The organism is Chitinophaga niabensis (assembly GCF_039545795.1).
GTDB lineage: Bacteria > Bacteroidota > Bacteroidia > Chitinophagales > Chitinophagaceae > Chitinophaga > Chitinophaga niabensis_B.
Map to the genome: position 1 here is coordinate 1,171,827 of NZ_CP154260.1, position 25,412 is coordinate 1,197,238.

Annotated in this window: 28 protein-coding genes; 19 read left to right on the forward strand and 9 right to left on the reverse strand. The window is 44.0% G+C overall.

Annotated elements, in window-relative coordinates; all coding sequences use genetic code 11:
- Positions 1–68: 68 nt before the first annotated feature.
- From AAHN97_RS04920 to AAHN97_RS04935, 4 genes are read left to right on the forward strand one after another with little or no spacing between them, the layout of a single operon-like run.
- The gene (locus AAHN97_RS04920; protein WP_343306443.1) at positions 69–950 is read left to right on the forward strand and encodes a DUF4249 domain-containing protein; all 882 of its coding nucleotides are present in this window, start codon (positions 69–71) and stop codon (positions 948–950) included.
- 27 nt (positions 951–977) lie between these two features.
- Positions 978–1,925 (forward strand): thioredoxin-disulfide reductase, encoded by a 948-nt coding sequence (gene trxB, locus AAHN97_RS04925; RefSeq protein ID WP_343306444.1) that lies wholly within the window; start codon positions 978–980, stop codon positions 1,923–1,925.
- 51 nt (positions 1,926–1,976) lie between these two features.
- Positions 1,977–2,327 (forward strand): dihydroneopterin aldolase, encoded by a 351-nt coding sequence (locus tag AAHN97_RS04930; protein ID WP_343306445.1) that lies wholly within the window; start codon positions 1,977–1,979, stop codon positions 2,325–2,327.
- A 52-nt stretch (positions 2,328–2,379) separates the two neighbouring features.
- On the forward strand, positions 2,380–3,135 hold the full coding sequence (locus AAHN97_RS04935; RefSeq protein ID WP_343306446.1) for a hypothetical protein: 756 nt from the start codon (positions 2,380–2,382) through the stop codon (positions 3,133–3,135).
- On the opposite strand, the gene AAHN97_RS04940 is transcribed toward AAHN97_RS04935, so the two are convergent.
- Positions 3,125–4,459: an MATE family efflux transporter gene (locus AAHN97_RS04940; RefSeq protein ID WP_343306447.1), complete on the reverse strand. Its 1,335-nt coding sequence runs from the start codon at positions 4,457–4,459 to the stop codon at positions 3,125–3,127. The genes AAHN97_RS04935 and AAHN97_RS04940 overlap by 11 nt on opposite strands.
- Before the next feature lie 114 nt (positions 4,460–4,573).
- Here AAHN97_RS04940 and AAHN97_RS04945 point away from each other — a divergent pair, with 114 nt between their 5' ends.
- Genes AAHN97_RS04945 through AAHN97_RS04960 form a run of 4 tightly spaced genes read left to right on the forward strand, consistent with a single transcriptional unit; the run spans position 4,574 to position 6,933 of the window.
- Complete coding sequence (locus AAHN97_RS04945; protein ID WP_343306448.1) at positions 4,574–5,449, forward strand: DUF3822 family protein; 876 nt, start codon at positions 4,574–4,576, stop codon at positions 5,447–5,449.
- Positions 5,440–6,006: an RsmD family RNA methyltransferase gene (locus AAHN97_RS04950; protein ID WP_343306449.1), complete on the forward strand. Its 567-nt coding sequence runs from the start codon at positions 5,440–5,442 to the stop codon at positions 6,004–6,006. The genes AAHN97_RS04945 and AAHN97_RS04950 overlap by 10 nt, the downstream gene beginning before the upstream one ends.
- Before the next feature lie 10 nt (positions 6,007–6,016).
- A complete protein-coding gene (gene coaD / locus AAHN97_RS04955) occupies positions 6,017–6,499 on the forward strand; it encodes a pantetheine-phosphate adenylyltransferase (RefSeq protein WP_343306450.1) in 483 nt (160 codons plus the stop codon).
- On the forward strand, positions 6,496–6,933 hold the full coding sequence (locus AAHN97_RS04960; protein WP_343306451.1) for a hotdog fold thioesterase: 438 nt from the start codon (positions 6,496–6,498) through the stop codon (positions 6,931–6,933). Before coaD ends, AAHN97_RS04960 begins: the two co-directional genes overlap by 4 nt.
- Positions 6,934–6,992: 59 nt before the next feature.
- Here AAHN97_RS04960 and AAHN97_RS04965 read toward each other — a convergent pair whose 3' ends face one another.
- Together AAHN97_RS04965 and AAHN97_RS04970 are read right to left on the reverse strand one after the other, a co-directional pair.
- Positions 6,993–7,721, reverse strand: coding sequence for a class I SAM-dependent methyltransferase (locus tag AAHN97_RS04965; protein WP_343306452.1), 729 nt, complete (start codon positions 7,719–7,721; stop codon positions 6,993–6,995).
- A 10-nt stretch (positions 7,722–7,731) separates the two neighbouring features.
- Positions 7,732–8,358: an NUDIX hydrolase gene (locus AAHN97_RS04970; RefSeq protein WP_343306453.1), complete on the reverse strand. Its 627-nt coding sequence runs from the start codon at positions 8,356–8,358 to the stop codon at positions 7,732–7,734.
- 57 nt (positions 8,359–8,415) lie between these two features.
- Here AAHN97_RS04970 and pyrE point away from each other — a divergent pair, with 57 nt between their 5' ends.
- Together pyrE and AAHN97_RS04980 are read left to right on the forward strand one after the other, a co-directional pair.
- Complete coding sequence (gene pyrE / locus AAHN97_RS04975) at positions 8,416–9,051, forward strand: orotate phosphoribosyltransferase (RefSeq protein WP_343306454.1); 636 nt, start codon at positions 8,416–8,418, stop codon at positions 9,049–9,051.
- A gap of 52 nt (positions 9,052–9,103) precedes the next feature.
- On the forward strand, positions 9,104–9,484 hold the full coding sequence (locus tag AAHN97_RS04980) for a heavy-metal-associated domain-containing protein (RefSeq protein ID WP_343306455.1): 381 nt from the start codon (positions 9,104–9,106) through the stop codon (positions 9,482–9,484).
- Positions 9,485–9,575: 91 nt separating this feature from the next.
- Here the strand turns inward: AAHN97_RS04980 and AAHN97_RS04985 are convergent, their stop codons facing one another.
- From AAHN97_RS04985 to AAHN97_RS04995, 3 genes are read right to left on the reverse strand one after another with little or no spacing between them, the layout of a single operon-like run.
- A complete protein-coding gene (locus AAHN97_RS04985) occupies positions 9,576–11,084 on the reverse strand; it encodes a hypothetical protein (RefSeq protein ID WP_343306456.1) in 1,509 nt (502 codons plus the stop codon).
- Complete coding sequence (locus tag AAHN97_RS04990) at positions 11,071–12,033, reverse strand: FecR domain-containing protein (RefSeq protein ID WP_343306457.1); 963 nt, start codon at positions 12,031–12,033, stop codon at positions 11,071–11,073. The genes AAHN97_RS04985 and AAHN97_RS04990 overlap by 14 nt, the downstream gene beginning before the upstream one ends.
- Before the next feature lie 9 nt (positions 12,034–12,042).
- Complete coding sequence (locus AAHN97_RS04995; RefSeq protein WP_343306458.1) at positions 12,043–12,570, reverse strand: RNA polymerase sigma-70 factor; 528 nt, start codon at positions 12,568–12,570, stop codon at positions 12,043–12,045.
- 298 nt (positions 12,571–12,868) lie between these two features.
- Here AAHN97_RS04995 and AAHN97_RS05000 point away from each other — a divergent pair, with 298 nt between their 5' ends.
- Positions 12,869–12,997 carry a hypothetical protein gene (locus tag AAHN97_RS05000; protein ID WP_343306459.1) on the forward strand — a complete coding sequence of 43 codons (129 nt, stop codon included), beginning with the start codon at positions 12,869–12,871 and terminating at the stop codon, positions 12,995–12,997.
- A gap of 901 nt (positions 12,998–13,898) precedes the next feature.
- Here AAHN97_RS05000 and AAHN97_RS05005 read toward each other — a convergent pair.
- The gene (locus AAHN97_RS05005) at positions 13,899–14,354 is read right to left on the reverse strand and encodes an LEA type 2 family protein (protein WP_343306460.1); all 456 of its coding nucleotides are present in this window, start codon (positions 14,352–14,354) and stop codon (positions 13,899–13,901) included.
- Between the two features lie 341 nt (positions 14,355–14,695).
- Here AAHN97_RS05005 and AAHN97_RS05010 point away from each other — a divergent pair, with 341 nt between their 5' ends.
- From AAHN97_RS05010 to AAHN97_RS05020, 3 genes are all read left to right on the forward strand, one after another.
- Positions 14,696–15,325: a WbqC family protein gene (locus AAHN97_RS05010; protein ID WP_343306461.1), complete on the forward strand. Its 630-nt coding sequence runs from the start codon at positions 14,696–14,698 to the stop codon at positions 15,323–15,325.
- Positions 15,326–15,619: 294 nt separating this feature from the next.
- A complete protein-coding gene (locus AAHN97_RS05015; RefSeq protein WP_343306462.1) occupies positions 15,620–17,020 on the forward strand; it encodes an arginine decarboxylase in 1,401 nt (466 codons plus the stop codon).
- A 439-nt stretch (positions 17,021–17,459) separates the two neighbouring features.
- On the forward strand, positions 17,460–17,921 hold the full coding sequence (locus AAHN97_RS05020; protein ID WP_343306463.1) for a nuclear transport factor 2 family protein: 462 nt from the start codon (positions 17,460–17,462) through the stop codon (positions 17,919–17,921).
- Positions 17,922–17,928: 7 nt separating this feature from the next.
- Here AAHN97_RS05020 and AAHN97_RS05025 read toward each other — a convergent pair whose 3' ends face one another.
- Both AAHN97_RS05025 and AAHN97_RS05030 read right to left on the reverse strand, forming a co-directional pair.
- A complete protein-coding gene (locus AAHN97_RS05025; protein WP_343306464.1) occupies positions 17,929–18,765 on the reverse strand; it encodes a hypothetical protein in 837 nt (278 codons plus the stop codon).
- A gap of 168 nt (positions 18,766–18,933) precedes the next feature.
- A complete protein-coding gene (locus AAHN97_RS05030) occupies positions 18,934–19,374 on the reverse strand; it encodes an Hsp20/alpha crystallin family protein (protein WP_343306465.1) in 441 nt (146 codons plus the stop codon).
- A gap of 222 nt (positions 19,375–19,596) precedes the next feature.
- On the opposite strand from AAHN97_RS05030, the gene AAHN97_RS05035 reads away from it, so the two are divergent.
- From AAHN97_RS05035 to AAHN97_RS05055, 5 genes are all read left to right on the forward strand, one after another.
- The gene (locus AAHN97_RS05035; RefSeq protein WP_074239448.1) at positions 19,597–20,010 is read left to right on the forward strand and encodes a BrxA/BrxB family bacilliredoxin; all 414 of its coding nucleotides are present in this window, start codon (positions 19,597–19,599) and stop codon (positions 20,008–20,010) included.
- Between the two features lie 166 nt (positions 20,011–20,176).
- Positions 20,177–21,457 (forward strand): prolipoprotein diacylglyceryl transferase, encoded by a 1,281-nt coding sequence (locus AAHN97_RS05040; protein ID WP_343306466.1) that lies wholly within the window; start codon positions 20,177–20,179, stop codon positions 21,455–21,457.
- 9 nt (positions 21,458–21,466) lie between these two features.
- Positions 21,467–21,898, forward strand: a complete 432-nt coding sequence (locus tag AAHN97_RS05045; protein WP_343306467.1) for a hemerythrin domain-containing protein — start codon at positions 21,467–21,469, stop codon at positions 21,896–21,898.
- 366 nt (positions 21,899–22,264) lie between these two features.
- Positions 22,265–24,676, forward strand: a complete 2,412-nt coding sequence (locus tag AAHN97_RS05050) for a TonB-dependent receptor domain-containing protein (protein WP_343306468.1) — start codon at positions 22,265–22,267, stop codon at positions 24,674–24,676.
- Positions 24,677–24,881: 205 nt separating this feature from the next.
- A complete protein-coding gene (locus AAHN97_RS05055) occupies positions 24,882–25,412 on the forward strand; it encodes an RNA polymerase sigma factor (protein ID WP_343306469.1) in 531 nt (176 codons plus the stop codon).

Consider the following 25,412-nt stretch of genomic DNA (forward strand, 5'->3'; position numbering starts at 1 on the left):
CCCGTATAGATACCTTTCGTACCTGCCGGTTCGGTTTTCTGCTCACAACCCGTTATTTTTGCAATCTTATGCGAAACGCACCTATTCCGCTTATCCTGACAATTATGTTGGGCACGGCCTGCCAAAAAGGGAATTCTGTTGATCTCCGGGACAAAGGAGCGCAACTGGTGGTGGAGGGGATGATTGAGGATGGCAAATTCCCGACAGTAACGCTGAGCCGCAGCCTGGATTACTTTTCAAAAATTGATCCCGAGCAATTACTGGCCTCTTTTGTACATGGTGCAAAAGTGACCGTTTCCAACGGTATCACAACACACCAGCTGAGGGAATACAGTTCTGATACCAGCAATGGTACCGGTACCTGTTTCTATACCGTAGATACGGCAAACATCCTCAGTGCTTTTGTAGGGGAAAGAGGGATGAGCTATACGCTTCGCATAGAAGCAGAAGGCAAAGTGATCACTTCCATTACCACTATCCCGGAGGGCAGGTTTTCCCTGGATTCCATCGGATGGAAAAGAGTGGAAGGTCCGGATGTTTCAAAGGTCCGCCTGTTTGTGAAAGTAACAGACCCGCCTGAAAGAGGTAATTATATCCGTTACTTTACTTCCCGCAATAAAGAAGACTTTATGGCAGGGCTCAACTCCGTGTTTGATGACAAAGTGGTGAACGGCACTACTTTTGAAATACCACTGGACGCAGGTGTTGACAAGAATAAAGTAACAGAGATCAGTGAACATCAATTCTTTAAAAGAGGTGATACCGTTTCACTTAAGTTCTGTAATGTAGATCATGGTACTTATGATTTCTGGCGTACGCTGGATTATGCATATAATGATACCGGCAATCCATTCTCAAAACCTATTCGTGTGATCAGTAATGTGCAGGGAGCATTGGGTAACTGGGGAGGGTATTGCGTAACATACAAGACCATTACTATACCAAAATAATCAAAAACCAACAACAGCAACAACAGCATGGAAAACAACACTCCACAAGAGCATGTACACGTACTGATCATCGGATCAGGCCCGGCGGGATACACGGCTGCTATTTATGCCGCCCGTGCCAACCTGAAACCGGTATTGTATCAGGGTATTCAACCTGGTGGTCAGCTGACCATCACTACAGAAGTTGAAAACTATCCCGGTTATCCGGAAGGTATCCAGGGACCTGAAATGATGGTGGACTTTGAAAAGCAGGCGAGCCGCATGGGTGCCGATATCCGTTATGGATTAGCTACCGCCGTGGACTTTTCCTCTCAGCCATATAAAGTAGAAATAGACGAAGAAAAAACAATCACGGCAGATGCCATCATTATAGCTACAGGAGCTTCTGCCAAATGGCTGGGCCTCCCTTCTGAACAACGCCTGAACGGCAGCGGCGTTTCTGCCTGCGCCGTGTGTGACGGATTCTTCTTCAGAGGAAAAGAAGCAGCAATTGTTGGAGCAGGAGATACTGCAGCAGAAGAAGCACTCTATCTTTCCAAGATCTGCTCTAACGTTCATATGCTGGTACGTAAGAATGAAATGAGAGCATCCAAAGTAATGCAGGACCGTGTGCTCAAAACTTCTAACATTATGGTTTACTGGAACTCCGAAACATTGGAAGTGACTGGTGAAAATAAAGTAGACGGTGTTCGTATCCAGAATACCGTAACGAAAGAAGAAAAGACCATTCCAGTGAGTGCATTCTTTGTAGCCATTGGTCACCAGCCTAATTCCGGCATCTTTGCCAATAAACTGGAGATGGACGATCAGGGATATATCAAAACCATCCCCGGTACCAGCAGAACCAGTGTGGAAGGCGTTTTTGCCTGTGGAGACGTGCAGGATAAAGTATACCGCCAGGCAGTAACTGCAGCCGGCAGCGGTTGTATGGCAGCATTAGACGCAGAAAGATACCTCTCTGCAAAAGGACATTAATTTCATCACGAAGGATCAGTGTAAAACATTGATCCTTCGATATTTTATACTATGCTATCTATTGCGCTGGAGGGATTAAAATTCTACGCTTATCATGGCCTTTACCCGGAAGAACAGGTAATAGGCAATTATTTCTTACTGGATATTGAAGTAAGTATCCCGGAACCGCAACATCCTTCCTCCCTGATCGAATCCGTTAACTACGAGGTTTTACACGCTATCGCCAAACGTATTATGGCAACACCGCAGCCTTTGCTGGAACAGGTGGTACATGATATTTCGGTGACCATCAAAAGCACTTTCCCTGCCGTGAGCCGTTCAAAAGTAGTACTGAAAAAACAGGCGCCGCCCTTTGGTGGAGACCTTGCTTTTTCCGCGGTAACACTCGAAAAACAATACTGATCTTTAGCCAATATGACTTATTTTTGGATACCCATAAATTCAAGGTAGTCCTATGCTTAAGAAAACCATTTTACTGTTTCTAACCTGCTGGGTTTCAATTTCCCTGCAAGCGCAAACCGTTGAAGAACTGTTTGCACAGGCGCAGCTGCTCGAAAAACAAATGAAGGATGCGGAAGCGCTCGTCAAATACAAAGAAGTTTTACAGGTATCTCCGGGCCATGTGCCCTCTTTCAACCAGGCCAGCCTGATCTGTGGAAGAGAAGGTGCGCGGCAGAAAGACAAAGCACAGAAACTGGAGTATTTCAACCAGGCAAAGATCTATGCTTTCGAAGCCCTGAAAGTAGAACCCGAAAATGCCGTTGCCAATTACGCCATGGCCATGTCATGGGCCTACATTGGTGCCATATCCGGTGCCAAAGAAAAAGTAGCAGCTTATTCGGAGACCAAAAAATATGCAGACCTCGCCATCAAATTCAAAGCGGATTACGCGGAACCTTATCACCTGCTGGGAAGATGGAATTATGAGCTGTCCAACTTCAACGGTATTGAAAAAGCAGCAGCCAAAGTATTGTTTGGCGGTGTACCTCCCGGAACAATTGAAGGCGCCATTGCCAGTTATGAAAAATGCAATCAGCTAAAAGCGAGCATCATCCAGAACTATCTTGATCTCGCCATTGCTCTCAAACATAATAACCAGGAAACACAGGCCATGGAAGTGCTGAACAAAGGCTTGCGGCTTCGTCCCCTTATCCAGGACGACCAGGGTTATAAGTTAGAAATGAAGAAGATGCTGGAAGCTATGCAATAGTTTTCCCTTTCCATCTGCCACTCCTTAAATACCACAAAGCCAGCGAGATCATGGTGATCCAGTAAACGAACTCTGCTCCCCAGGCCCAGTGCAGCGGACTTTGCCAGCGTTCTATCACTACAAAGCAATAGATCAGGTATACCGTCACCGCTGCAAATTCAATGAACAGGTTGATGCGTGTATTGCCGGTGCCGGTTACGCCATTAAATACAATCGCCGTTACAGAAGAAAGCAAGGTAACGAGTGTACATACATGGATAGAGGGAAGTGCCTCTGTGATCATGGCTGTATCCGGCGTATAGATATGCAGTAACTGGTAGGGGAAGATGTTGATCAGCAGGCTTACCACCATGGCGCAAAGGAATGCAAACCCGGAGATCTTCTTTACCGTTTTTATCACTTCATTTTCCCTTCCCTGCCCGATCAGGTTACTGACCATGGTATTGCAGGTAGAAGCCAGCGCCCAGGTGAAAATACCAAAGAGCCCGAAGATGCTCCGCATCATGTTGGAAATAGCCAGTGGCCTTTGCCCCAGGTGTTCAATGAAAATAAAGAAGATCAGCCAGCTGCCAATGCTAAAAAGGAACTGTATGATCAGCGGTGCGGAAATACTAAGTATGTTCCGGATAGCCGTCATATCTGGTTTCAGCCAGGCGAAGAGATGAAATTTCTTAGGGAATTTAAATCCGAACAGCAAAGAAAAGGCTGCCAGGAAACCCACGAACTCTGCAATGATAGATGCATAGGCGGCACCATTTAGGCCCAATGCGGGTAAACCCATCTTGCCAAAGATCAATCCATAATCCAGGCTGATATTCACCGCTTCCTGGAAAAGGGAGGTAATGGCCAGCAGGCGGGTATTTCCGGTGCCTGTATAAAAGGAATTGCATAAGCCCATCAGCATCAGAAAGGGCAAACCCCAGATACGGATACGAATGAACGAAGTGGCTGCATCCCGGATATGCACATCGTGCAGGCTATGCGCAAAAAAGTAGGGCGCGAGTGAATAGGTGAGGAGGATGGCCACGGCGGAAAAAAGCAGGGCCAGCATCAAACCGTTCGAAAAATAACGGCCCATGCCCGCATAGTTCAATTCTCCCGCCCTCCGTGCAAAAAGTACCTGCAAACCGTTGTTGAGGCCATGGGCGATCATGTACATCACCAGGTAGTAAATTCCGGCAATAGCGTTCACGGCAAAAGGGAACTCTCCCAGGTGACCCAGGAAAGCGGCATTGGTCATATGATTGATCTGTGGCAGGATCAGGGCCAGGCAGATAGGGCCCGCAATCTTCAGGATCTGTCTATTAGATAAGTTAACTTGCATTTAGTCAGGTATTTACTCCCCGGTTTCCGTTGGGCAGTGCAAAAATACGCTCTTTACCCCATCCATAACTCTCATTTATTTTGATTATTATTGTGCCTTACAACACTGAAACGCATGCCCGTGGCTTATACCATACAACCGACTTACGCGATAGACGATGCCACTCTGCTGGAAACGGATCTGACGATCTGCACCCTGCTGGTGCTCATCGGTAGCGGCACCTTCAGTTATGCCGTATTGGCGCCAAATACCCGCAAGTTCCTGGCGCTGAAGAGTTACAGCTATCAGCCCAAAACATTGGCGGTGGCCGATCTGGAAATGATCGAACAGATCTTTGATGCAGATAAATTACTGTTCACTGCTTTCAAAGAAGTACTGCTGGCTTTTGATTCTCCTGATAATACACTGGTGCCGGAACCTTTATTCGCCGGCCAGCTTAAAAAGGATTACCTCCATACCGCACACCTGGAAAGGATGCAGGAAGCTGTATTGTCAGACAGTCTGCCTGACCTGGGCATGGTGAATGTATATGCTACGGATAAAGATATCCTGGGTTTCCTCCGCAAAGAATTTTCTTCAGACCGTGTGGTACATGCGCATTCAGCTTTGCTGAAATCCTATAAACAGGACCGTGATATCATGTTCTCCGATGGCGTGGTGTTCATTGAAGTTCAACAACAACAATTTGCCCTTACTATTTATGCTGCCGGTAAATTATTGCTGCAACAGCAGTTACCTTACCGCAGCGGTCTTGATATCGTATACTACATCGTTAATTCCCTGCGTCAGCTTGAACTGACGGAACTACAGGCGAAAATAAAACTCGGTGGTGCGCTCACAAAAGACTCACAGGTGTACCAGGAATTGAACCGTTTTTTACCACGGCTGGACTGGGTAAGCAAACCGGAAGGTTTCCTTTACATCGGCAAGATGAATGAAGTGCCTGCGCATCATTTTCACAATCTTTATGCATTGGCCTTATGCGTATAGTAGGAGGAACAATGGGTGGCAGAAAGATCAATCCGCCTGCCAATATGCCGCATACCCGTCCAACCACGGATATCGCGAAAGGCGGCCTGTTCAACATCATCGAAAACAACCTGGATATTTCCTCTCTCAAAACACTGGATATCTTCGGCGGTACCGGTGCTATCAGTTATGAACTGGCATCCCGTGGCGCAACAGATCAGACGATTGTGGAAAAGGATAATGCCATGGCCGATTTCATTGCCAAAACAGCGGAAATACTGAACGTAAAACTGAAGCTGCACCGGATGGATGTATTCAAATACCTCCAGCAGTGTACCGAACAGTTCGACTTCATTTTTGCAGGACCTCCTTACCAACTGAGCACTATCGATGATCTGCCGAAGATTGTTTTTGAACGGCAGCTGCTGAAGCCGGAAGGTTGGTTTGTGCTGGAACACACGCCGCGTAATAATTACAAACAGTTCAGTTATTACCGCTCAGAAAGAAATTACGGAACCACCATATTTTCCATATTCATTAACCGGGAAGAACTGAGGAAACCCTCAGCCGGCGAATAATATTTACCATATGCAACGTATCTGCTTATTCCCAGGAACCTTCGATCCCGTTACCCTTGGTCATACCGATATCATTGATCGTGCCCTGCCCTTGTTTGATGAACTGGTGATAGGCATTGGTATCAATTCCAGCAAAGTGCCCATGTTCACTGTTGAGCAGCGGGTAGAATGGATCAGGGAGATCTATAAACATGAACCAAGGATTAAGGTGGCATCCTACGAAGGGCTGACCGTGAATTTCTGCAAAGAGATCAAAGCGCAGTTCATCTTACGCGGGATCCGTTATGTGAGCGACTTTGAATATGAAAAAGCCATTGCGGACATCAATCGTAAACTGGAACATGAAGTAGAAACTATTTTCCTTACCTGTTCTCCTGAATATTCTACCATCGCTTCCACGCTTGTGCGTGATGTGATCCGTTATAAAGGAGATGCCGCGCAGTTCCTGCCGGATGTTGTTGCGAATTCGATTAACCTCAAATCTTCTATATGAAATCAATCTGGTTCTCACTGGACATATCGCTGGATCAGCTCAATGAAATGGGCAAAGGTAATATGGCTGAACTCCTGGGTATGGAGTTTACAGAGATCGGCCCTGATTGCCTGCGTGCCATGATGCCGGTGGATCATCGTACCAAACAACCTTATGGCTTATTACATGGCGGTGCTTCTGCTGCACTGGCTGAAACAATGGGCAGTGTTGCATCTGCACTGATCATTGATCCGGAAAAGCAGATCTGTGTGGGGCTGGAGATCAACGCGAATCATGTTCGCGGGATCAAAGAAGGGTATGTGCATGCTTTGGTGAAACCATTGCATATAGGTGGTTCCACGCATGTATGGGATATACGGATCACGGATGATCAGCATAAACTGGTATGCGTGAGCAGACTCACAGTGGCTGTATTACCGAAGCGGGGTGTTTAGTTATTCAGGACTCTTAATAGCTAGATTTTGGCGCGTTGCGTTTTGCTTTGCACTGAATGTTATTCAGTCCTCTTAATAGCTACGAGGTAATGCATCCGGCTGATCACTTCATGATCATGCACAAAAAATCCTGCTGCAGTGAGCATCATCTTCACCTGTTCAACCCCTAACCGCAGTTTCTGATAACTGCTTACCTTCTGTATCCATTGCCCGCTCTGCTTTTCCAGCAACATATCAAACACTCTTACAAAACCGGGGAAATATTCCAGGAAGCAGGTATGGATCCGGTCATCATCTGCCTTAACAGGAATAAACCTTTCCTCATTTTCCAATGCCTGTGTAAGATCACGGAAAGAAAGTACCAGCTTCCCTTTGTGCAGCAGCATGTTATACCATTCCCTGATCAGCACGGAAACCTGCTCAGGACTGTCCAGGTGCGTGAGCGTATCACCCATACAAACAATCAGCTCCGTTTCCATGGAGTACTGACTGCTATTGGCGATGTTGGCAAGAATGGTCCTTACGGAACGGCCTTTTGTGTGGGCATTCAGTTCAGACAGGAGATGCTGGTTAAAATCCACCGCATACACAGTATACCCCAGGTTGGCGAGGGAAACTGTTTGTAATCCATGGCCTGCCCCCAGGTCAATAGCTGCCTGATTTGCAAAAGGCGCAATGTGTTTGCTGACGAAATAGGCTTCCTGTTCTTTTTGTTTTGTCTCGAAATTACCTGTCATCCAGGCATAGAAGGCTGCCAGGTGGTTGTCATAGTGGGATTTTACACTCATAGTTTCATAGTTATAGTTTATAGCCTGCTTTCAGCAGTACATCGATGATATTCTGATAGGAATATTGCATGTATTTTCCCAGGTTCTCCGGCCGGATCCATTGAATATCCAGGATATCCTCTTCAATCTGCGCCACCGTTAATTCCGTTCCCGTAAAATACATCCGGTACCAGTGGCTGTGCTTCAGGATCTTCTTTTGCTTCAGCGGATAATAATGGAAAGTTTCTGTGATCTTATGTCCCAGCTTAACGGTATGTAAGCCGGTTTCTTCCCGAACTTCACGCAGGGCGCACTCTTCCAGTGTTTCACCATCATCCCACTTACCTTTGGGGAGGTCCCACTTCCCCCTTCTGAACATCAATAATACTTCATTATCCGGATTTGTTATAACTCCGCCCGCTGCTTCATACACAGTGAACTGTGCTTTTACGTTGGCAAACACCGTTTCGGGAGCAGAATGGCGGAACACAGCCATGGGGAGTTCATCCTGGCCAAGGAGTTTAACCGTCTGCTCAATCTCTTTCTCCGTGGGGGAAAAGAGGGTGGGAGCGCCTAAATATTTTGGATCGAGTTTAGTTTGAGTGCCTGCAATGACGATGGGCCTTTCGTTGATATATATATTAACGGGTGTTTCCATCCTGCAAAATTAGGTATTAGCGAACTATTTGCAGGTAAATTGTACTTTTGCCGCGTTATGAACAAGATCAGCGAAAAACAGGTAGCAGAGAAACTACTTCAGATTCAGGCCGTTAAGCTAAGCCCGGCAAAGCCTTTTACCTGGGCATCCGGATGGAAGTCTCCCATCTACTGCGACAATCGTACGGTATTGTCCTTCCCATATATCCGCGACTACATCAAATCGGAATTATCCAATACCGTATTTGAAAGTTTCCCGGATGCAGCAGTGATTGCAGGTGTAGCTACAGCAGGTATTCCTCATGGAGCCCTGGTAGCAGATCAGTTGAAACTTCCTTTTATCTATGTGCGTTCCAAACCAAAAGAACATGGCATGGGCAACCAGATAGAAGGTGTATTACAACCCGGCCAGCCGGTAGTAGTGATAGAAGACCTTATTTCCACCGGCAAAAGCAGCCTGGAAGCAGTACAAGCTATCCGTGCAGCAGGAGGGGAAGTGATCGGTATGGTATCTATTTTTAATTATGGATTTGATATTGCCGTAAAAGCGTTTGAAGCAGCCGGTGTTACCTATAAATCACTCAGTAACTACAGCGCGCTGATAGAGCTGGCGGTGGAAAAAGGCCTTGTTTCTGCAACAGAACAGGAAACCCTTCAGGCCTGGCGTTCTGCACCTGATGTTTGGGGTAAATAATAGTATACATTTAGAAATTTTTGTATATTGTGGGTGATAAAAAAATCATGCTATGCGTATTATTCAATTAGTGCTCGTGCTTTTGCTCACCGGAGCAGGAGTTTCAATGGCCCAGGTGAAGAAAGGCACTCTGGCAACTGCTAAGATCAAGGTACCTTCAGTTCAGTGTAACATGTGCAAAGATGCCATTCAGCGTTATTTTCTGAAAGAAGAAGGCGTGAAATCAATGGTGGTGGACGTGAAGAAGAAAGAAGCGACTGTAAAATATTATACAGACCGCACCAACATCGAGAATATTAAAACAGGTATTGCTAACGCAGGATATGATGCGGATGATGTAGCAGCAAATCCTGATTCTTATAATGATCTGCCCAAGTGCTGCAAGAAACCGGAAGATGGTGGCGGACCACTAAATCCAAAGAAGAAAGGTTAAAATTTTTAAGCCTCCCGTGATAAACGGGAGGCTTTTTTGTTTATAGGATTTTCCTTTGTAGCCTATATGTATATAGTTAGGTGTTGTTTCTTCAGAAATTGAAGCGGTAGCAGAGGCTCACCTGAAAACCAATCCAGGTTTTGGTGTTAGTTGATTCTGTGTCTTTGTAAGAATTACTTAGTGTATATAATGGTCTTACCGTATAAAATTCCCTGTCGCCATTTGTGCCTTCATACCCACTTGTAGCAACGGTTACAGGAGTGCCGTCCTGGAAATAGGAGGATTTGAGCAGATTGAATACAGGGCCGGCTTTTACCACGAGATTGGGCCTGAGTGATTTTTCTACCTGCAAGGCTAAGCGGTGCAATTCACTTTTTACATTTATGTTTTTGAGGGTATCCCTAATAGCTGAGAAGTCAATATTCCGGCTGAGTTTGCCGGTGGTCACCATCATGCCTATACGCCATTCATTGTTCAAAGGGATCATGCTGCCCAGTCCGTATCTGAAACCGCTTACTTTAAAACTACTGCTCCAGCTGAAGAATCCGTGCAGGTATTTGTGTCCTGCTGTGATGGAGGCATTGAGGTAAAGGACATCATCTACGGTAAAACCGCCATCTGCGAACCACCTTGTTCGTGGTGGTGATGGTATCGGTCGTTGGGCCATGATGGCTGGTGTTAATAACAGGGTGATGGATGGTTTTAGCATCTGGGGGGCTTTGGGTTTCAATGGTTCGAGGGGGAAGGAGGGCGTGTTTTTCGTTTTTATTTCTACGGTGTTTGGGTTTGTGGGTGACTGACTGGAGGTTGTGTTTTGGGTTTCAGTGGTGCCTGAGGATTTTGGAGATGATTGGCTGAAAATTGTGTCTTTTGTATCAGTGGTGGTGTTCTGGTTTGTGGATGATTGGCTGAAGGTAGTCTCCTTGGTTTCAGTGGTGGCCGAGGATTTTGCATTGGTTTTATCCACAAAAGCTGTGTGAAGTTTTGTTTCAGCGATGGTTATTGTAGATGATCGACTGGATTTATCCAGGGAGCTTGAGTTTGTTTTTGCTGCAGAAAGAGGCTTTGTTTCTTTAGTGACAGCGGATTTTGCAGATGATAGCTTAGATTTATCCGGTGAAATTGTGTTGGTGCCAGCCTTTTTAGCTGCAGAGGAGGCGTTTGTTTTAGTTGTACCTGCAGATGATTCGCTGGTTTTATATTTAGAAGCTGTTTGAACAGTAGCCCGTTTCGCATCAGAAGGAATTGTCTCTTTTATGGGAGCATGCTTTTTATCACCTCCATGAAAGATCACATGGTCCTTATACATCTTATAGTCACTCCCTGTATTACTTCTTATCAATTCCAGTAACTCCTCCACTGCATAGGAACGTCTCTGGGTCACGATCTTTTTCCCTGCAGCTACTTTATTGGAATTAAAAGAAAGGAAAACCCCGGTCTGCACTGTGATCAACGTGGATAATGAGTCTATGGAGAACAAGGTATTCGTGATCCGCACCTGCTTTTGGTGAGCCGCACGGTTTTCCTGTGCCTGAATATTAGTTGAGATAGTCAGGCATACCATTATATATATAAGTGTACCCCATCTAATTACATCCATCCCCACTAATATAAATTACATTTCGCTCAGTCCGGTATTGAAGATCAAGGGAAGCCGTGATCACATCCAATACATAGGATAAGGGCTTGTTTTCAAATGTTGTACTAATATGGCATTCCGCCATCTTTTCATTTTCAAGCCTGATCTCCACATTATAGGTTTTGGATACCTGCCGGGCTACCTCACTCAGAGAAGTATGTTGAAAATGCAGCATCCGGGTGGCATAAGCATAGTTATTCCTGCCGTTTTCTGCTGTTGAAACAGTGTCAAACGTACGACTGGCGCGGTTATAGATACATCCTTGCCCTGCCTTAAGGGTTATAGCGCTCGTTTTGCTGGATACCAACACCGCTCCATTATTTACCTGCACGATGATCTGTTCCGGGCTGGTCTTTACATTGAAGGCTGTGCCTAATACCTGGATCTTAAGATCGCCTGTTTCAACTATAAATGGACTTTGGGAAGAGGGTTGTACCTCAAAATAACCTTCTCCTTTTAGTTGGATCTGCCGGGAAGTAAAGGCTGCCGGGTATCTTATCGCACTACCCGGAGGCATTACTACATAAGAATTGTCCGGTAAAGTATCACGTATAATATCCTTTTGAGCCTGCAGGGAAATGATTTCCGAGCTTGCTTTTCCAACAGGTAATAATTTATATATCGCTATCAGGCATACAAGGGTTGCTGCCACTGCCAGCCAGGTATAAATCCTTTTCCTGGGTGACTGCTTTTGGGAAAAGCGTTCCCATTCCCGTTCAACATCTGGCTTTTGGTAGGAGGAAAGCGTTGCATTTCCCCATACTTTCGCCAGCTGATCGAAGGTTTGCCGGTTTTCAGGAAGGGCCTCCAGCCAATTGTCGACTGCGATCGCTTCCTCCGGCCCGGCCTCTCCGGCCAGGTATTTCGCAAGCAGATCTTCGGTAACTGATATGTGCTGTTTGTTATCCAAGTCGTTGATTTAATAAAGGAGAATGATAAAAATGACCAGGTATTCCTGCAATTTCTCCCGTAATATTTTTAATGCCTTGCCCATTTGTGCCTCAACCGTTTTTATAGAAATATTCAATTCAGTAGCTATTTCGGTATACTTTTTCCCATCCTCCCGGCTTTTTAAGAATACAACTTTGCACTGTGCGGGGAGGGATTCCATGGCTTCCCGGATGCGCGTTTGCAGTTCCCGGGCAACCATTTGTTCCTCCGGTTCTCCGGAAAAGGTGTTTTTTTGGATGTTATGTGCCTGGTATAAAGTATACTTCTCCTTGTTATTTCCCTGCCGGATGATGTTCAGGCAGTGGTTGTGGATGCTGCGGTACAGGTAACTTTTAATGCCCTCATCTAAAATAATTGTTCCCTGTTTCTCCCATAACCTGGTAAAAACGGACTGAACGGCGTCACTTGCGGCGGCTTCATTTTTCAGTAAGGTGAATGCATAACGATGCAGTTTTTCATAATGGGTTATGAAAAGCTGCCGAAAGGCATGGGTCATATCCTGCTTATTCTTACTGTCCAAAATCTGCCGAAGCCGTCTCGAAAATGGCTTTTTCCGTAGTTAATAATAGAACACGCAAAGTGGAATTTACCCCTATGCGGGGAATAAAATATAAAATGAATGTAGGATTTTGAGGGGAAATGGGAGATTAAACTGGGAGGTTGGATGCTTACGAGGAGGTTTTAAAATGAGAAATTGACCCTTGGAAGGGGGAATTTGTCCTATGATCAGGACTTGAAAAACGGAGGAATCAATCTTAGAAATAAAAGATTAGCCCTTAACTGAGGCCTTAAAAATGGAAAAACAGGATCAAAAAGAAGGGAATCGGCGCTTGAATCAGGGGCTTAAAAATGAAAAATTAGCCTCAGAAATGGGGAATTGGTATTTCAACGGAGTCATCAAAAATGAAAAAAACGGGACTTAAGAGGTGAAAATCAGGTTCCCTGGTAGGCGCCAAAAATGAAAAATCGACCTGAAAAAATGGGAAATCGGCCTTTCAACAGAGCTCTTAAAAAATGAAAAAAACGGGACTTAAGAGGTGAAAATCAGGTTCCCTGGTAGGCGCCAAAAATGAAAAATCGACCTGAAAAAATGGGAAATCGGCCTTTCAACAGAGCTCTTAAAAAATGAAAAAAACGGGACTTAAGAGGTGAAAATCAGGTTCCTGGTAGGCGCCAAAAATGAAAAATCGACCTGAAAAAATGGGAAATCGGCCTTTCAACAGAGCTCTTAAAAAAGGGGGAAATGGAACCCGAAAGAAGAAAATCGAACTTCCGGCCGATGGCTGAAAAGTGAAAAACCGGGCTCAAAAATATGAAATTGACTTTTCTAACGGAGACATGGAAATGAAAAATCAACGCAAAATGAGTGTTCAAAAAAGAGAAATCAGCTCACAAACTCATCCATCCGAATTCAAAAAACTCCACTTTTTACCTTCCAAAATGCAAAAAGCTCTCCTTAACTCGCTCGCTAAAAATCCCCAAAATCACTTTTTCTTACTCCCAAAATGTAAAGAATCGTTCCTTAACTCAGCTCCAAAAAGTGGAAAACTATCTTTTTGAACCTCGAAAATCCCAGACATCATCCACCCCAAAAAGTCAAAAATCGCCCTTTTTAAACCTCGAAAATCCCAAACATCATCTACTCCAAAAAGTCAAAAATCGCATTTTCAAACCTCGAAGATCCCAAATATCATCTACCCCAAAAGTCAAAAATCACCCTTTTGAACCTCGAAAATCCAGAATATCATCTATGCTCAAAAGTCAAAAATCACCCTTTTCAACCTCAGAACCCCCAAAGATCATCCCCTGAAATTGACAAAAGGATCAGAGAAAATCAAGTTTTTGCTTGGTTTCACATTTGATCGGGAAGGGTAAAAAGATCCCTTTTTTCCCCACTTTACAGTTTCCGGCTGCCTTAATTGTGACCTCTTTATTGGTCAATGCCCCCAGGACATTTTGAAAAACATGTCCCATATCCACCTCCAGTTTTACCGGAAAATAGAAAGTATCCCGGGCCGGAATATCAATAAGGGTATCCTGAAGGGAGTGACCCACTTTCCGGTCATCGAGGAAAACATCGAACTCGGCATCTTTCAGACGAAGGGAAAAATTATTGGGATTGTAATAGGCCAATTCCATCCTGACCGTGCTTTTTGAAAAGCTCAGATTATCAAAATTGAAGCTGGCTATCCGGAGAAATTCCAGGTCTTTCATCTTCCCGCAGGAACTGATCGTTCCCCAAACTAAGAGCACCAGGATGCCAAATTGAAACCTTTTCATGAATGATGGATTAGCATAAAATTCCCCAAACGTACAAAACTCCCCCTTAATAAGAAGTTAAGATTTGATCCAACAGGATGGGAGTGACCCCCGCACTTCAAATTTCACTTTAAGTAAAAAGTGGTCAAAATCAATCATTTTTAGAACTAATAACTTTAGTAAATTTGTTGACTTTTAAAGTTCTGCTTAAAGTAAAATTTTACTAAAGTTAATAGCATATTTAATATGGTTCTATGAACTGTTATTCAATAAATTATGCTGTTACAACTGTAACTTAACATTTAATTACAGGCAGCACAAAATGATCAATTTTACACTTCAAAACTTTTAATTGTGACTATATGACAGAACAGTCTGAAAACAGAACTTTAATTATTGAATCTCAATACTTTCCACCAATTTGTTTTTATAAGACTTTAATTGAAGCAGATATATTAAAGATAGAGAGATATGAACACTACCAAAAGGTCAGTTTTCGCAATCGTTGTTACATTGCCGGACCCAATGGAAAGATCCTCCTGAGCGTTCCCCTATCGAAAGGAAAAAATCAGCGGACAATTATGAAGGACGTCCGGATCAGCAATGTTGAAAATTGGCAGGGCTTACATTGGAAGACTTTAACTTCTGCTTACCGCCGGTCCCCCTGGTTTGAATATTTTGAAAATGACCTCGAGGGGTTATATGAGAAAAAATTCGATTTCCTCCTGGATTGGAACATGGCCTGCCTCGAATGGGCCAACAAGGTCCTGGGCATTTCAAAGGAGGTCCAATTGACGGATGAGTTTGAAAAGTCGTACGACCCCGCCACAGGCATCATCGATAAAAGGGATCAATTTATACCCGGTCAGGATCAGGAAGGGCTTCCAACTTACGCCCAGGTTTTTGGAGAACGGACCGGCTTCTTCCCGAACCTTAGCATCCTCGATCTGTTATTCTGTGAAGGAAAACGGGGATTGGAACTATTGAAGTGATTATGAATGGGTTGTACTTTTCCGGGATAGGGAGGGTAAGGCTGCATTTATTTAATATTTATATTCAATATAGATCACATTAAATAGCTATTATCCAATTAATTAAGCTATTTAAAAGCCTTTCATAAAAAAGATGAATTTTTTTTGGAAATGCATTGGAACAAAATTGTAGATTTGCATCCAATTTTGCTGGTCAAACGACTTACGTAGGTGTATAAACCAGAAGTTTCCCAGCTCATTTAAATTGTGCTTTAAGTTTTACTACTAATCCTTAAAATTCATTCACAGCGTTAAATGAACAACACCTACACGGACCTCGTTCACCAAACCTTTGAATTCCCGCAAGAGGGTTTCGAAGTGAAGGATAACAATCTGCTATTTAATGGATTGGATATCCGGGCCTTGATTGATAAGTACGGAACACCGTTCAAGTTGACCTACCTTCCCAAAATCGGAATGCAGATCAACAGGGCAAAAAAGATGTTTCAGGACGCAATTAAGAAGAATAAGTACGATGGCAATTATTATTACTGCTATTGTACTAAAAGCTCCCACTTCTCCTTTATAATGGAGGAGACCCTGAAGCATCAGGTTCATATTGAAACCTCCTTTGCTTACGACCTGGACATTGTGACCAAGTTGTACGAAAGGAAAAAGATCAATAAAGACGTGTTTGTGATCTGCAACGGTTATAAAACAAAAACTTATACCCGGAGCATCGCCAAACTGATCAATAGCGGTTTTAAGAATGTACTGCCGATATTAGATAACAAGGAGGAGCTGGATGACTACTCCAAATTCATAAGGTCTAAAGACCCGGTTCGACTCGGGATCCGGATAGCCGCAGAAGAGGAGCCGACATTTGACTTTTATACCTCCCGTTTGGGAATTGCCCCCAGGGACATCCTCGAGTTTTACGTGGATAAGCTGAAGGGTAATCCGAAGTTCGAGCTGAAAATGCTCCACTTCTTTATGAACAAGGGGATTAAAGACGATATCTTTTACTGGAGCCAGTTCAATAAAGTATTAAACCTTTATTGTCAGCTGAAGAAGATCTGTCCGGAACTGGAGAGCATCAACCTCGGCGGTGGCTTCCCGATCAAACATTCCCTGGGTTTTGATTACGATTACGCTTACATCGTGAACGAGATCGTTGCCAACATCAAGAGTGTTTGTAAAAAGAACAAAGTAGAAGTTCCGGATATTTACACCGAGTTCGGATCTTTCACAGTAGGAGAGAGCGGTGCCGTGATCTATAGCGTTCTGGGCGAAAAGCAACAGAACGACAGGGAGAGCTGGTACATGATCGATAGTTCTTTTATTACCACTTTGCCAGACACCTGGGGTATCGGGGAGAAGTTCCTGATGCTGCCCATCAATAAATGGGACCAGGAATACCAGGAGGTGCACCTGGGGGGATTAACCTGTGACGGTTATGACTTCTACACCTCGGAAGAACACATCAACGCTGTGTTCCTTCCCAAGCTGACGAATGGAAAGGAACCTTTATATATCGGTTTCTTCCACACCGGCGCCTACCAGGATCAACTGAGCGGTTACGGAGGTATCAAGCACTGCCTGATCCCTTCCCCGAAACATGTGATCGTAGGGCAGGATAAAAACGGACAATTAAAAGATTGGTTATATGCCAAGGAGCAAACCTCCCAAAGCATGTTAAAGATTTTGGGTTATTAAAAAAATGGGTTAGTAATCCACTTAAAAACCCCTCGGTTCTCCGAGGGGTTTCTTTTTGCCCATATATGAGAAATAACCGCTTATAAAATTGAAATGCTCTCCTTGCGGGAGAGCATTTAATTTCATAGGATAGATCGATCCAACATTCATAGCAAGGGACAAATGAAACTTCAAGGCATAGAGAAATAAGAAAACTTCACGGTACAGAGTAAAAAGGAAAACTTTAAAACATAGTGTAATAGGGAAAATGATCGAGGTACAGAGAAATAGGAATCAATAGGCATATGGTCAATAGGTTATGATAGAACAAAAGTAGTTGTAGAAGCATCGATTGCAAATACCATTTAGTTGTATCTTTTTGCAACTTATTAACGAAAAAAACGTTGCTAACAATTTTCAAACATAATAATCGATTTTAAATTATATAATATCAATATTTATGAAACGTTATTATGCGATCCCCTTCATTTTATTACTTATATGTTCTTATCCAGCACGGGCACAGTCTTCCGAGGAGGAGGCAGTAAAAAGTGCCATTCAGCAACTCTTTGACGGCATGAGGAAGGGCGATAGCGCAATGGTAAAGGCTGCGTTTGCAGATAAGGCTATTTTACAAACAGTTCAGAATAAAAAAGACAGCACAACAGCAATAGTTTCACTAACATTAGCACAATTTTTGACGGCGGTGGGTACTCCTCACACGGACGTGTGGGATGAGCGGATCACGTTTGATAAGATATTGATCGATGGATCGTTAGCAAGTGTATGGACTCCCTATCGTTTTTTCCTCAACGACAAGTTTTCCCATTGCGGGGTGAATTCTTTTCAGTTATACAGATCGGGAACGGGTTGGAAGATCATCTACCTGGTAGATACCCGCAGAAAGGACAAGTGCCTGTAAGTAAGATCTATTTTTCTGTTTTAGGGCCGTCCAGGTAATGAATGGCGGTATCACATTGTTTTTCAATCTCGGTAAAGCAGGCGTCCAGTAATTCTATATTTCCTTCCATATATTCACTCTTCCCGGAACGGGAGAGGCCTTTTACCAGCAGGAACTGTTTGGTAAGGTTTTGATTGATCAGTGCAGAGAACTGTTGCTGCTCTTCCATGGCCCGTTGGTGCTCCAGCCGGGTGATGTTTCTGTAATAAACACCCCATACCCTCAGGCATAATACCAGGTATACCATCATAAAGAAAGGTGTGACCAGGTATTTATCCATCATGGAATAGGTGGGGGGGAGTAGTACCGGTATGTTCTGTATTTTCATAAATGCCACCAGCACAAGGTATAAGAACAGAACAATACCCAATGCCAGCGCCGTACGAAGGTTTACTGCAAAGTAACCCAGCAGGCAGGACATCAGCCAGGGTATAGCATATAAGGGGGATACATCCAGATCGTTGGCAAAGGAGGATAACATGGGGATGATCATGGTGTTCAGTGCGGCAATGGTCCCTACCACCTGGATAGAAACACCTTTCTGCATGAGAAAGAGGCAAAGCGCAAAGATGGCGTAGAAAGATCCATTCACTATCAGGTTAGTATAATCCTGCACATATATTACGGTGAAGAATATCGGACTTATCAGAAGGCAATAGAAAAAGATAAAGTCGAACAGCATTTTGATGCGGGCCTGTTCAAGGGCACTGCTGGTATGCTGAATAAGGTTAGCTGTTACCGTTCTTTCGGTACTTCCATATAATTTATTGGCTAAAACACGCAGACTCCTGATGGTTGTTAACATGGAAAGAGGCGTAAACAGTTTAAGTGAACTATCAGCAAGGTACTCTGATCCCGTATCCTGCGCATTCAACGTTTGTGGTAAATTTACCGGCACAAAAAAAAAGAGCCGCTCCGGAGGAGCAGCTCTTTATAAGTCGAATTTGAGATCAAATCACAACTATTCCTAACCCTATGCAACTATAATTTCTTTTGCGGCTTCCTGTTTTGCCTCTTTTTTAGGCAGGGTCAGTTTCAGAACGCCGTTGTCGTATTTAGCATTGATCTTGTCTGCATCCACATTTTCATCCAGGGTAAATGACCGGGAGAAGGAGCGGAAGCTGAATTCCCTGCGGATCTGTTTTTCATTCTCCACTTTCTGTTCTGTCTTCTTTTCAGAACTGATCGTCAGGGTCTGGCCATCCAGGTTGATCTTAAAATCACCTTTCTCAAAACCAGGGGCTACAACATCCAATACATAAGCATCTTTTGTTTCACGGATATTCACGGGTGCATGAGCGCCAAAGAAATCCGAAGTAGCGAAGTCCTTATTAATGAACTTGCCATTGAAAATATCGTCCATGATGCCGCTAAGGGTCTTAACCGGTTGTTGATTGAATTTTACGAGTGTCATAGTCTTTATAATTTTTTAAGTGAAACCATTTTAAGTTTTTCGGTCACGCAGGGAGTAGATCAAACGGAATACCAATGCCAAAAAGCTGCTATTTTGTTAGGAAACCATTGTTTGAATAAGACATAATGTCGTTTTTGGTTGTGTGAGCAAGACATAATGTCGTTTTCTTATTATTTATTTATGTTTGTCGATATATTATTAACTTTGCAAAAAAGGAATATTATGTACCCTGCGGAACTCGTGATGCCTATGAAGGCAGAATTAACAGATAATGGTTTTGAAGAATTGCTGACACCTGCAAAGGTGGATGAAACCTTATCTAAAGCAGGCACAACCCTGGTAATGATCAACTCCGTATGTGGTTGTTCAGCAGGTACTGCCCGCCCTGGTGTTTTGATGGCTGTGGCTACCAGTGAAAAGAAACCAGACAGGCTGACAACCAGCTTTGCCGGTTTTGATGGAGATGCTGTTAAGCAGATCCGTACACACCTGTTGCCTTATCCTCCATCTTCACCTGCTATTGCATTGTTTAAAGACGGACAACTGGTGCATTTCATAGAACGTCACATGATTGAAGGACGTTCAGCGCAATTGATCGCAACCAATTTGCTGGCTGCGTTTGATGAATATTGTTAATTCAATTGTGCTTTCACGAGTATTAATCTTATATAAAGGATGTACATCTTTTATAAATGGAATTGATAATTCGTAATTGAAAAGCTAACTTGGTGGTTTGATTTTCCTCTTGATATAATTCGGCTTTGTTCATAGGAAAATTCAGATCACCATTTTTTATACGCCTATGTATCCTAATTTATATTACGCGTTTAAGGATCTCTTTGGGATCGAAATACCAGTATTAAAGGTTTTGCAGACGTTCGGCTTCTTTGTAGCCATAGCATTTTTGGCTGCTGCATATGTATTGACTGCTGAACTGCGCCGCAGGGAAAAGCTGGGGTTATTAGCCCCGGTACAGGAAACCATAACCATTGGTAAACCTGCTTCGATCACAGATCTGTTGATCAGTGCCGCTATCGGTTTTATACTTGGCTTTAAATTATTTGGTCTTTTTGGTAACACCAGCGATTTCAGGGATTACCTGTTATCAGGGCAGGGGAGTATTATAGGCGGGGTGCTTGGTGCAGCGGCACTGGCTTATTGGAAATATTATTCCAAAAAGAAAACGGCGCTGGATAAACCTAAAGAAGAAAAAGTGAACGTATGGCCTCATCAGCGGGTACCTGATTTTACAATCCAGGCTGCCGTAGCAGGACTCATAGGCGCCAAAGTATTTCATAACCTGGAGAACTGGGGTGAATTCGTCAGGGATCCATGGGGTTCTATATTTTCTGCCAGTGGGCTTACCTTTTATGGTGGCCTGATTGTGGCGGCATATGTGATCATCCGTTATGCCACTAAAAAGAAGATCAACTGGAAACACCTGGTAGATAGTGCCGCTCCGGCATTAATGCTTGCATATGCAGTGGGCCGGATGGGGTGCCAGTTTTCAGGAGACGGTGACTGGGGTATTAATAATAGTGCCTACGGTACTAACCCAACCGGTAAAGTGGAAAAGATCACGGAAGCGCAATACCAGGAAATACTGCACAGGGACTCTGCTTACTTCGTCCGCCAGTTTGGTAGCCTTGAAAACGTTCCACACCGGAACTTTGAAAAGCCGGCCTCGCTCAGTTTCTTACCTGATTTCTTTTTCGCCTATAGTTATCCGCATAATGTGGTGAACGATGGTATTCAACTCCAGGGCTGTAATGGCGAATACTGCAGCGCATTGCCTGTTGGCGTATATCCAACCCCGTTATATGAGATCCTGGTTTGCGGATTGTTCTTCATTGTATTGATGGCCATCCGCAAAAAAGTGACCACACCCGGAGTGATCTTTGGTATTTACCTGATCTTAAATGGGGTAGAGCGGTTCTTTGTTGAAAAAATAAGAGTGAATACGAAGTACGATATATTTGGATTCCATCCCACACAGGCGGAGATCATCGCCAGCCTGTTAGTGATCGGCGGCGCCATTCTTATATGGTATGCCCGCAAAACGAATCCGGTAAAAACAGCATAGTAATAAGATATGCAGCGTCACCCGAATCTGGTTCCACTATCACATGAGCACAAACGCCTGCTTTTCGTATGCAGGTATCTTAAAACTGATGCTGCTCCCTACGAAGGGTTCCCCCTGGAAACACAAGCCAAACTGGAATACATGGTGAAGATCTTCCAGGAAGTAATGGTGCCGCATATCCAGAAAGAAGATTATCTCTTTGAACTGTGCCGTGGCCACCATGCAGAAATAGACGTGATGCTGGACGAATTGCTGGAAGAGCACCGCACCATTTCAGGCATGTACAGTGCCCTGGTGGATAGTCCGGATGTGGAAAGGGATATGGACATCCTGGCCCGCAGCCTGGAAGCACATATCAGGAAGGAGGAGAGAGTAGCGTTTGAGAAGTTGCAGGAAATGCTGCCCGATGTGATGGACCAGATCAACTTTGAAAATTCCTGATACTCATACATTATTATATAATGGCGCAGTGGAGATCCCGCTGCGCCATTTTTCATTTAACCCCTTAATTTCTCCGTTCATCCCTCTTCTGGCAAAATGCTGTAACAAACGAATTTGACAGGCGTCTTTGTTTTATGCAAGGAAGCAAAGAACAGTTTTTACCAATCGTCACCAGATAATAACCATTTGTGTAAAACTATGTACTATGTAAAGCATAATACCTACCTTTACACTGTTCTTGTTAAAGGAAGGAACTGTAAGAATCATCAAATCGTCTAAATCGTTATAACCTAACATCATCCGCCTTATATGAAAGCAATTAGTAAGTTATTGACCCTGAGCATGTTACTCATAAGTAGTAGCTACATGGCTCAAGCCCAGCACTCCAATGGGCCTGGTAATGAAAAAGGAAAGATCAATGGGATCGTAACCCGTACAGACAGCAAACCGGTTGAGTTTGCAACCGTAACACTCCTCAGAGCTAAAGACTCCACCCTTGTTAAAGGTGCCATTGCAGACGTTGCCGGGAAGTATGAATTTGAAGGGATCAAAGAAGGGAAGTACCTGGTAGCCGCCGTAAACATGGGTATGAAAAAGAACTTCAGTGCCCAGTTCACTGTAAATGGCAGTCCTGTTAAAGTACCTGCCCTGATACTGAGCGAAGATTCCCGTAATCTGAAAGAAGTGAATGTAACCGGCAAACGCCCGTTCATTGAGCAAAAAGCAGATAAAATGGTGGTGAATGTAGAAAACAGCATCGTTGCTGCAGGAGGTACTGCCATGGAAGTGCTGCAACAATCACCCGGTGTACAAGTCGATAAAGACGATAATATATCCATGCGTGGTAAGAACGGTGTGATCATTATGATCGACGGCAAACCCACGAACATGTCTGCCCAGGACGTTGCCCAGCTGCTAAAAAATATGCCCAGCTCTAACGTAGATCAGATAGAGCTGATTGCCAATCCTTCCGCCAAATACGATGCAGCGGGCAACGCCGGGATTATCAACATCAAACTGAAAAAGAACTCGAATTTTGGTACAAATGGCTCCGTGAATATCGGCGGGGGCCAGGGTAAGTTACCGAAACTCAATGGGGGCCTCAATCTGAATCACCGTAATAAGCACATCAATGTGTATGGTTCCTATAACTATAATTATAACAGGAACTTTGAGCAGCTGGATATCTTTAGGGATAACCAGGAAAGCAAGGGACGGATGGTCTTTGACCAGAAAAGTTATATGGATAAAACCTCGCATTATCATGGAGGTAAGGCAGGTTTGGATTATTTCATCAATAAAAACCATACACTTGGTGTAATGGTGAACCTCGGCAAAAGCACCTGGGAAGGGCTGAATGAATCAAATACCTGGATAGGGAACGGGGAGAACATTGACTCGAGCTTGTTAACAAAAGGGATCAATACTTCCAACTGGAACCGCCAGTCCTATAATATTAATTATAAAGGAAAGCTTGACAGTACAGGAAAAGAGATCAATATTGACCTGGATTATTCCCGTAACAACGAAGATCAGAATAACCAGTTGTTCTCTTCTTTCAGAGATGCGAGCGGAAAGATCCATTTCCGGGGAGATACTACCCGCAGCCTGCAACCTTCCACTATCAATATAAAAACCATCAAGATCGATTATACGCATCCCCTGAAGAAGGAGGCTAAGATCGAAGCAGGGATAAAACTGAGCTTTGTGGATTCAGATAATGATTCCCGGTTTGATACCTTAAAAGGACCTGACTGGATATACGATGTAAATCGTTCCAATCACTTCCTGTATAAGGAAAACGTGAATGCAGCTTATCTTAACTATAGTAAACAATTCAAGAAATTGGGCATCCAGGCGGGGTTACGTGCGGAACATACGCATGTACGGGGGAATTCTCTGACCCTAAAGCAGATCAATGATACCACTTACCTGAACTTTTTCCCGAGCGTGTTCCTGAGCTATAACGCCAATAAGAACCATCAATGGGGAGTATCTTATAGTCGCAGGCTGAATCGCCCCAGCTATGATGATCTGAATCCCTTTGAGTTTTATATAGACCGTTATACCAAAGGAGGCGGCAACCCCAATCTCCGCCCGCAATATTCCAGCAACTTTGACCTGACGCATACGTTCAGATCGTTCCTGACCACGGCTATAGGCTACAGCCACACCAAAGACATGCTGTCCAGGATACTGGAAGCGGGCGTAGACCCTAAAACAGGAGACACCACCATCGTGGTATACAGGTACATGAACGTGGCCACCAGGGATAATGTGAACCTGAATATTTCAGCTCCCGTTCCTATCACCAAATGGTGGAATTCTTTTACAACAATATCTGTTTTCTACAATGCTTTTGAAACGGTGGTAAATGAGGAGCGGATCAAACGTGCTTCCGGTGGCTTCTTTGGTCAGACCCAACATACCTTTACATTAGGTAAAGGGTTTACTTCCGAACTATCGTTCTACTACAACTCTACGCAAATATCCCAGGAAGGGTTGTTCAGGATGAACCCTATGTATGCTTTTAACGGAGGGATCTCAAAACAGGTCCTGAAAAAGAAGGGTACGATCCGCTTCAATGTAAACGATATATTCAATACGAACCGTTTTGGTGGTACGTATAACACCACCAACCGCGCATTGGTTCTGGCTAACCGTTGGGATAGCCGTCAATTCCGCGCCTCCTTCTCCTACAGGTTTGGTAATTCCAATGTAAAAGAGGCCCGTAACCGTAAAACCGGCCTTGAGGATGAACTGAACCGGGTGAAGTAGTACAAATGAGTACCTAATCATGTTTTAGGTATATAAGGATGGAAGGAACGCGGCCTCTTGCAGGTCGCGTTCTGTTTTTATAAGCTTAATCACTTGATTTTCATGGTTGTTAATCGTAAATTGAAATAAAAGTAAACCCTATATGCAACCATAGTCCTCAACTGTCGTCTTTAATATGAGTATATCATCTAGCAATTTGGAAAGAATGCCTGTAACAGATCAAATCGTGGTGCGCTGCCGCAAGGGCGATGCCCGGGCTTTCCATGAATTGTATGAGGCATATTCCAAGGCGATGTACAATATCTGTCTAAGGATGACGGGGCACGCCAGTGATGCGGAAGATGTGTTGCAGGAAGCTTTTATACAGGTCTTTAAAAACCTGGATAAACTAACCTCAGAAAGCAGTCTAACCGCCTGGATCAAAAGGATTGTAGTGAATCACTGCCTGAGTTACCTGAGAAAGAAGAAAGTATATTTTGAAGAGGTAGGGGAGGCGGATGCACCGGAAGAAACAGAGGTGGATGAAACACATCATGCCATGACGGTGTCCGCCGTAAAAGACGCGATAGGGCAATTACCGGATGGTTACCGGACAGTTCTGAACCTTTATATTTTTGAAGAGTATTCTCACCGGGAGATAGCAGGTATGCTGGGGATCTCGGAATCTACAGCTAAAACGCAGTTCATGCGGGCAAAAGAGAAAGTGAGACAACTCGTAAAACTTAAAACACAGTGA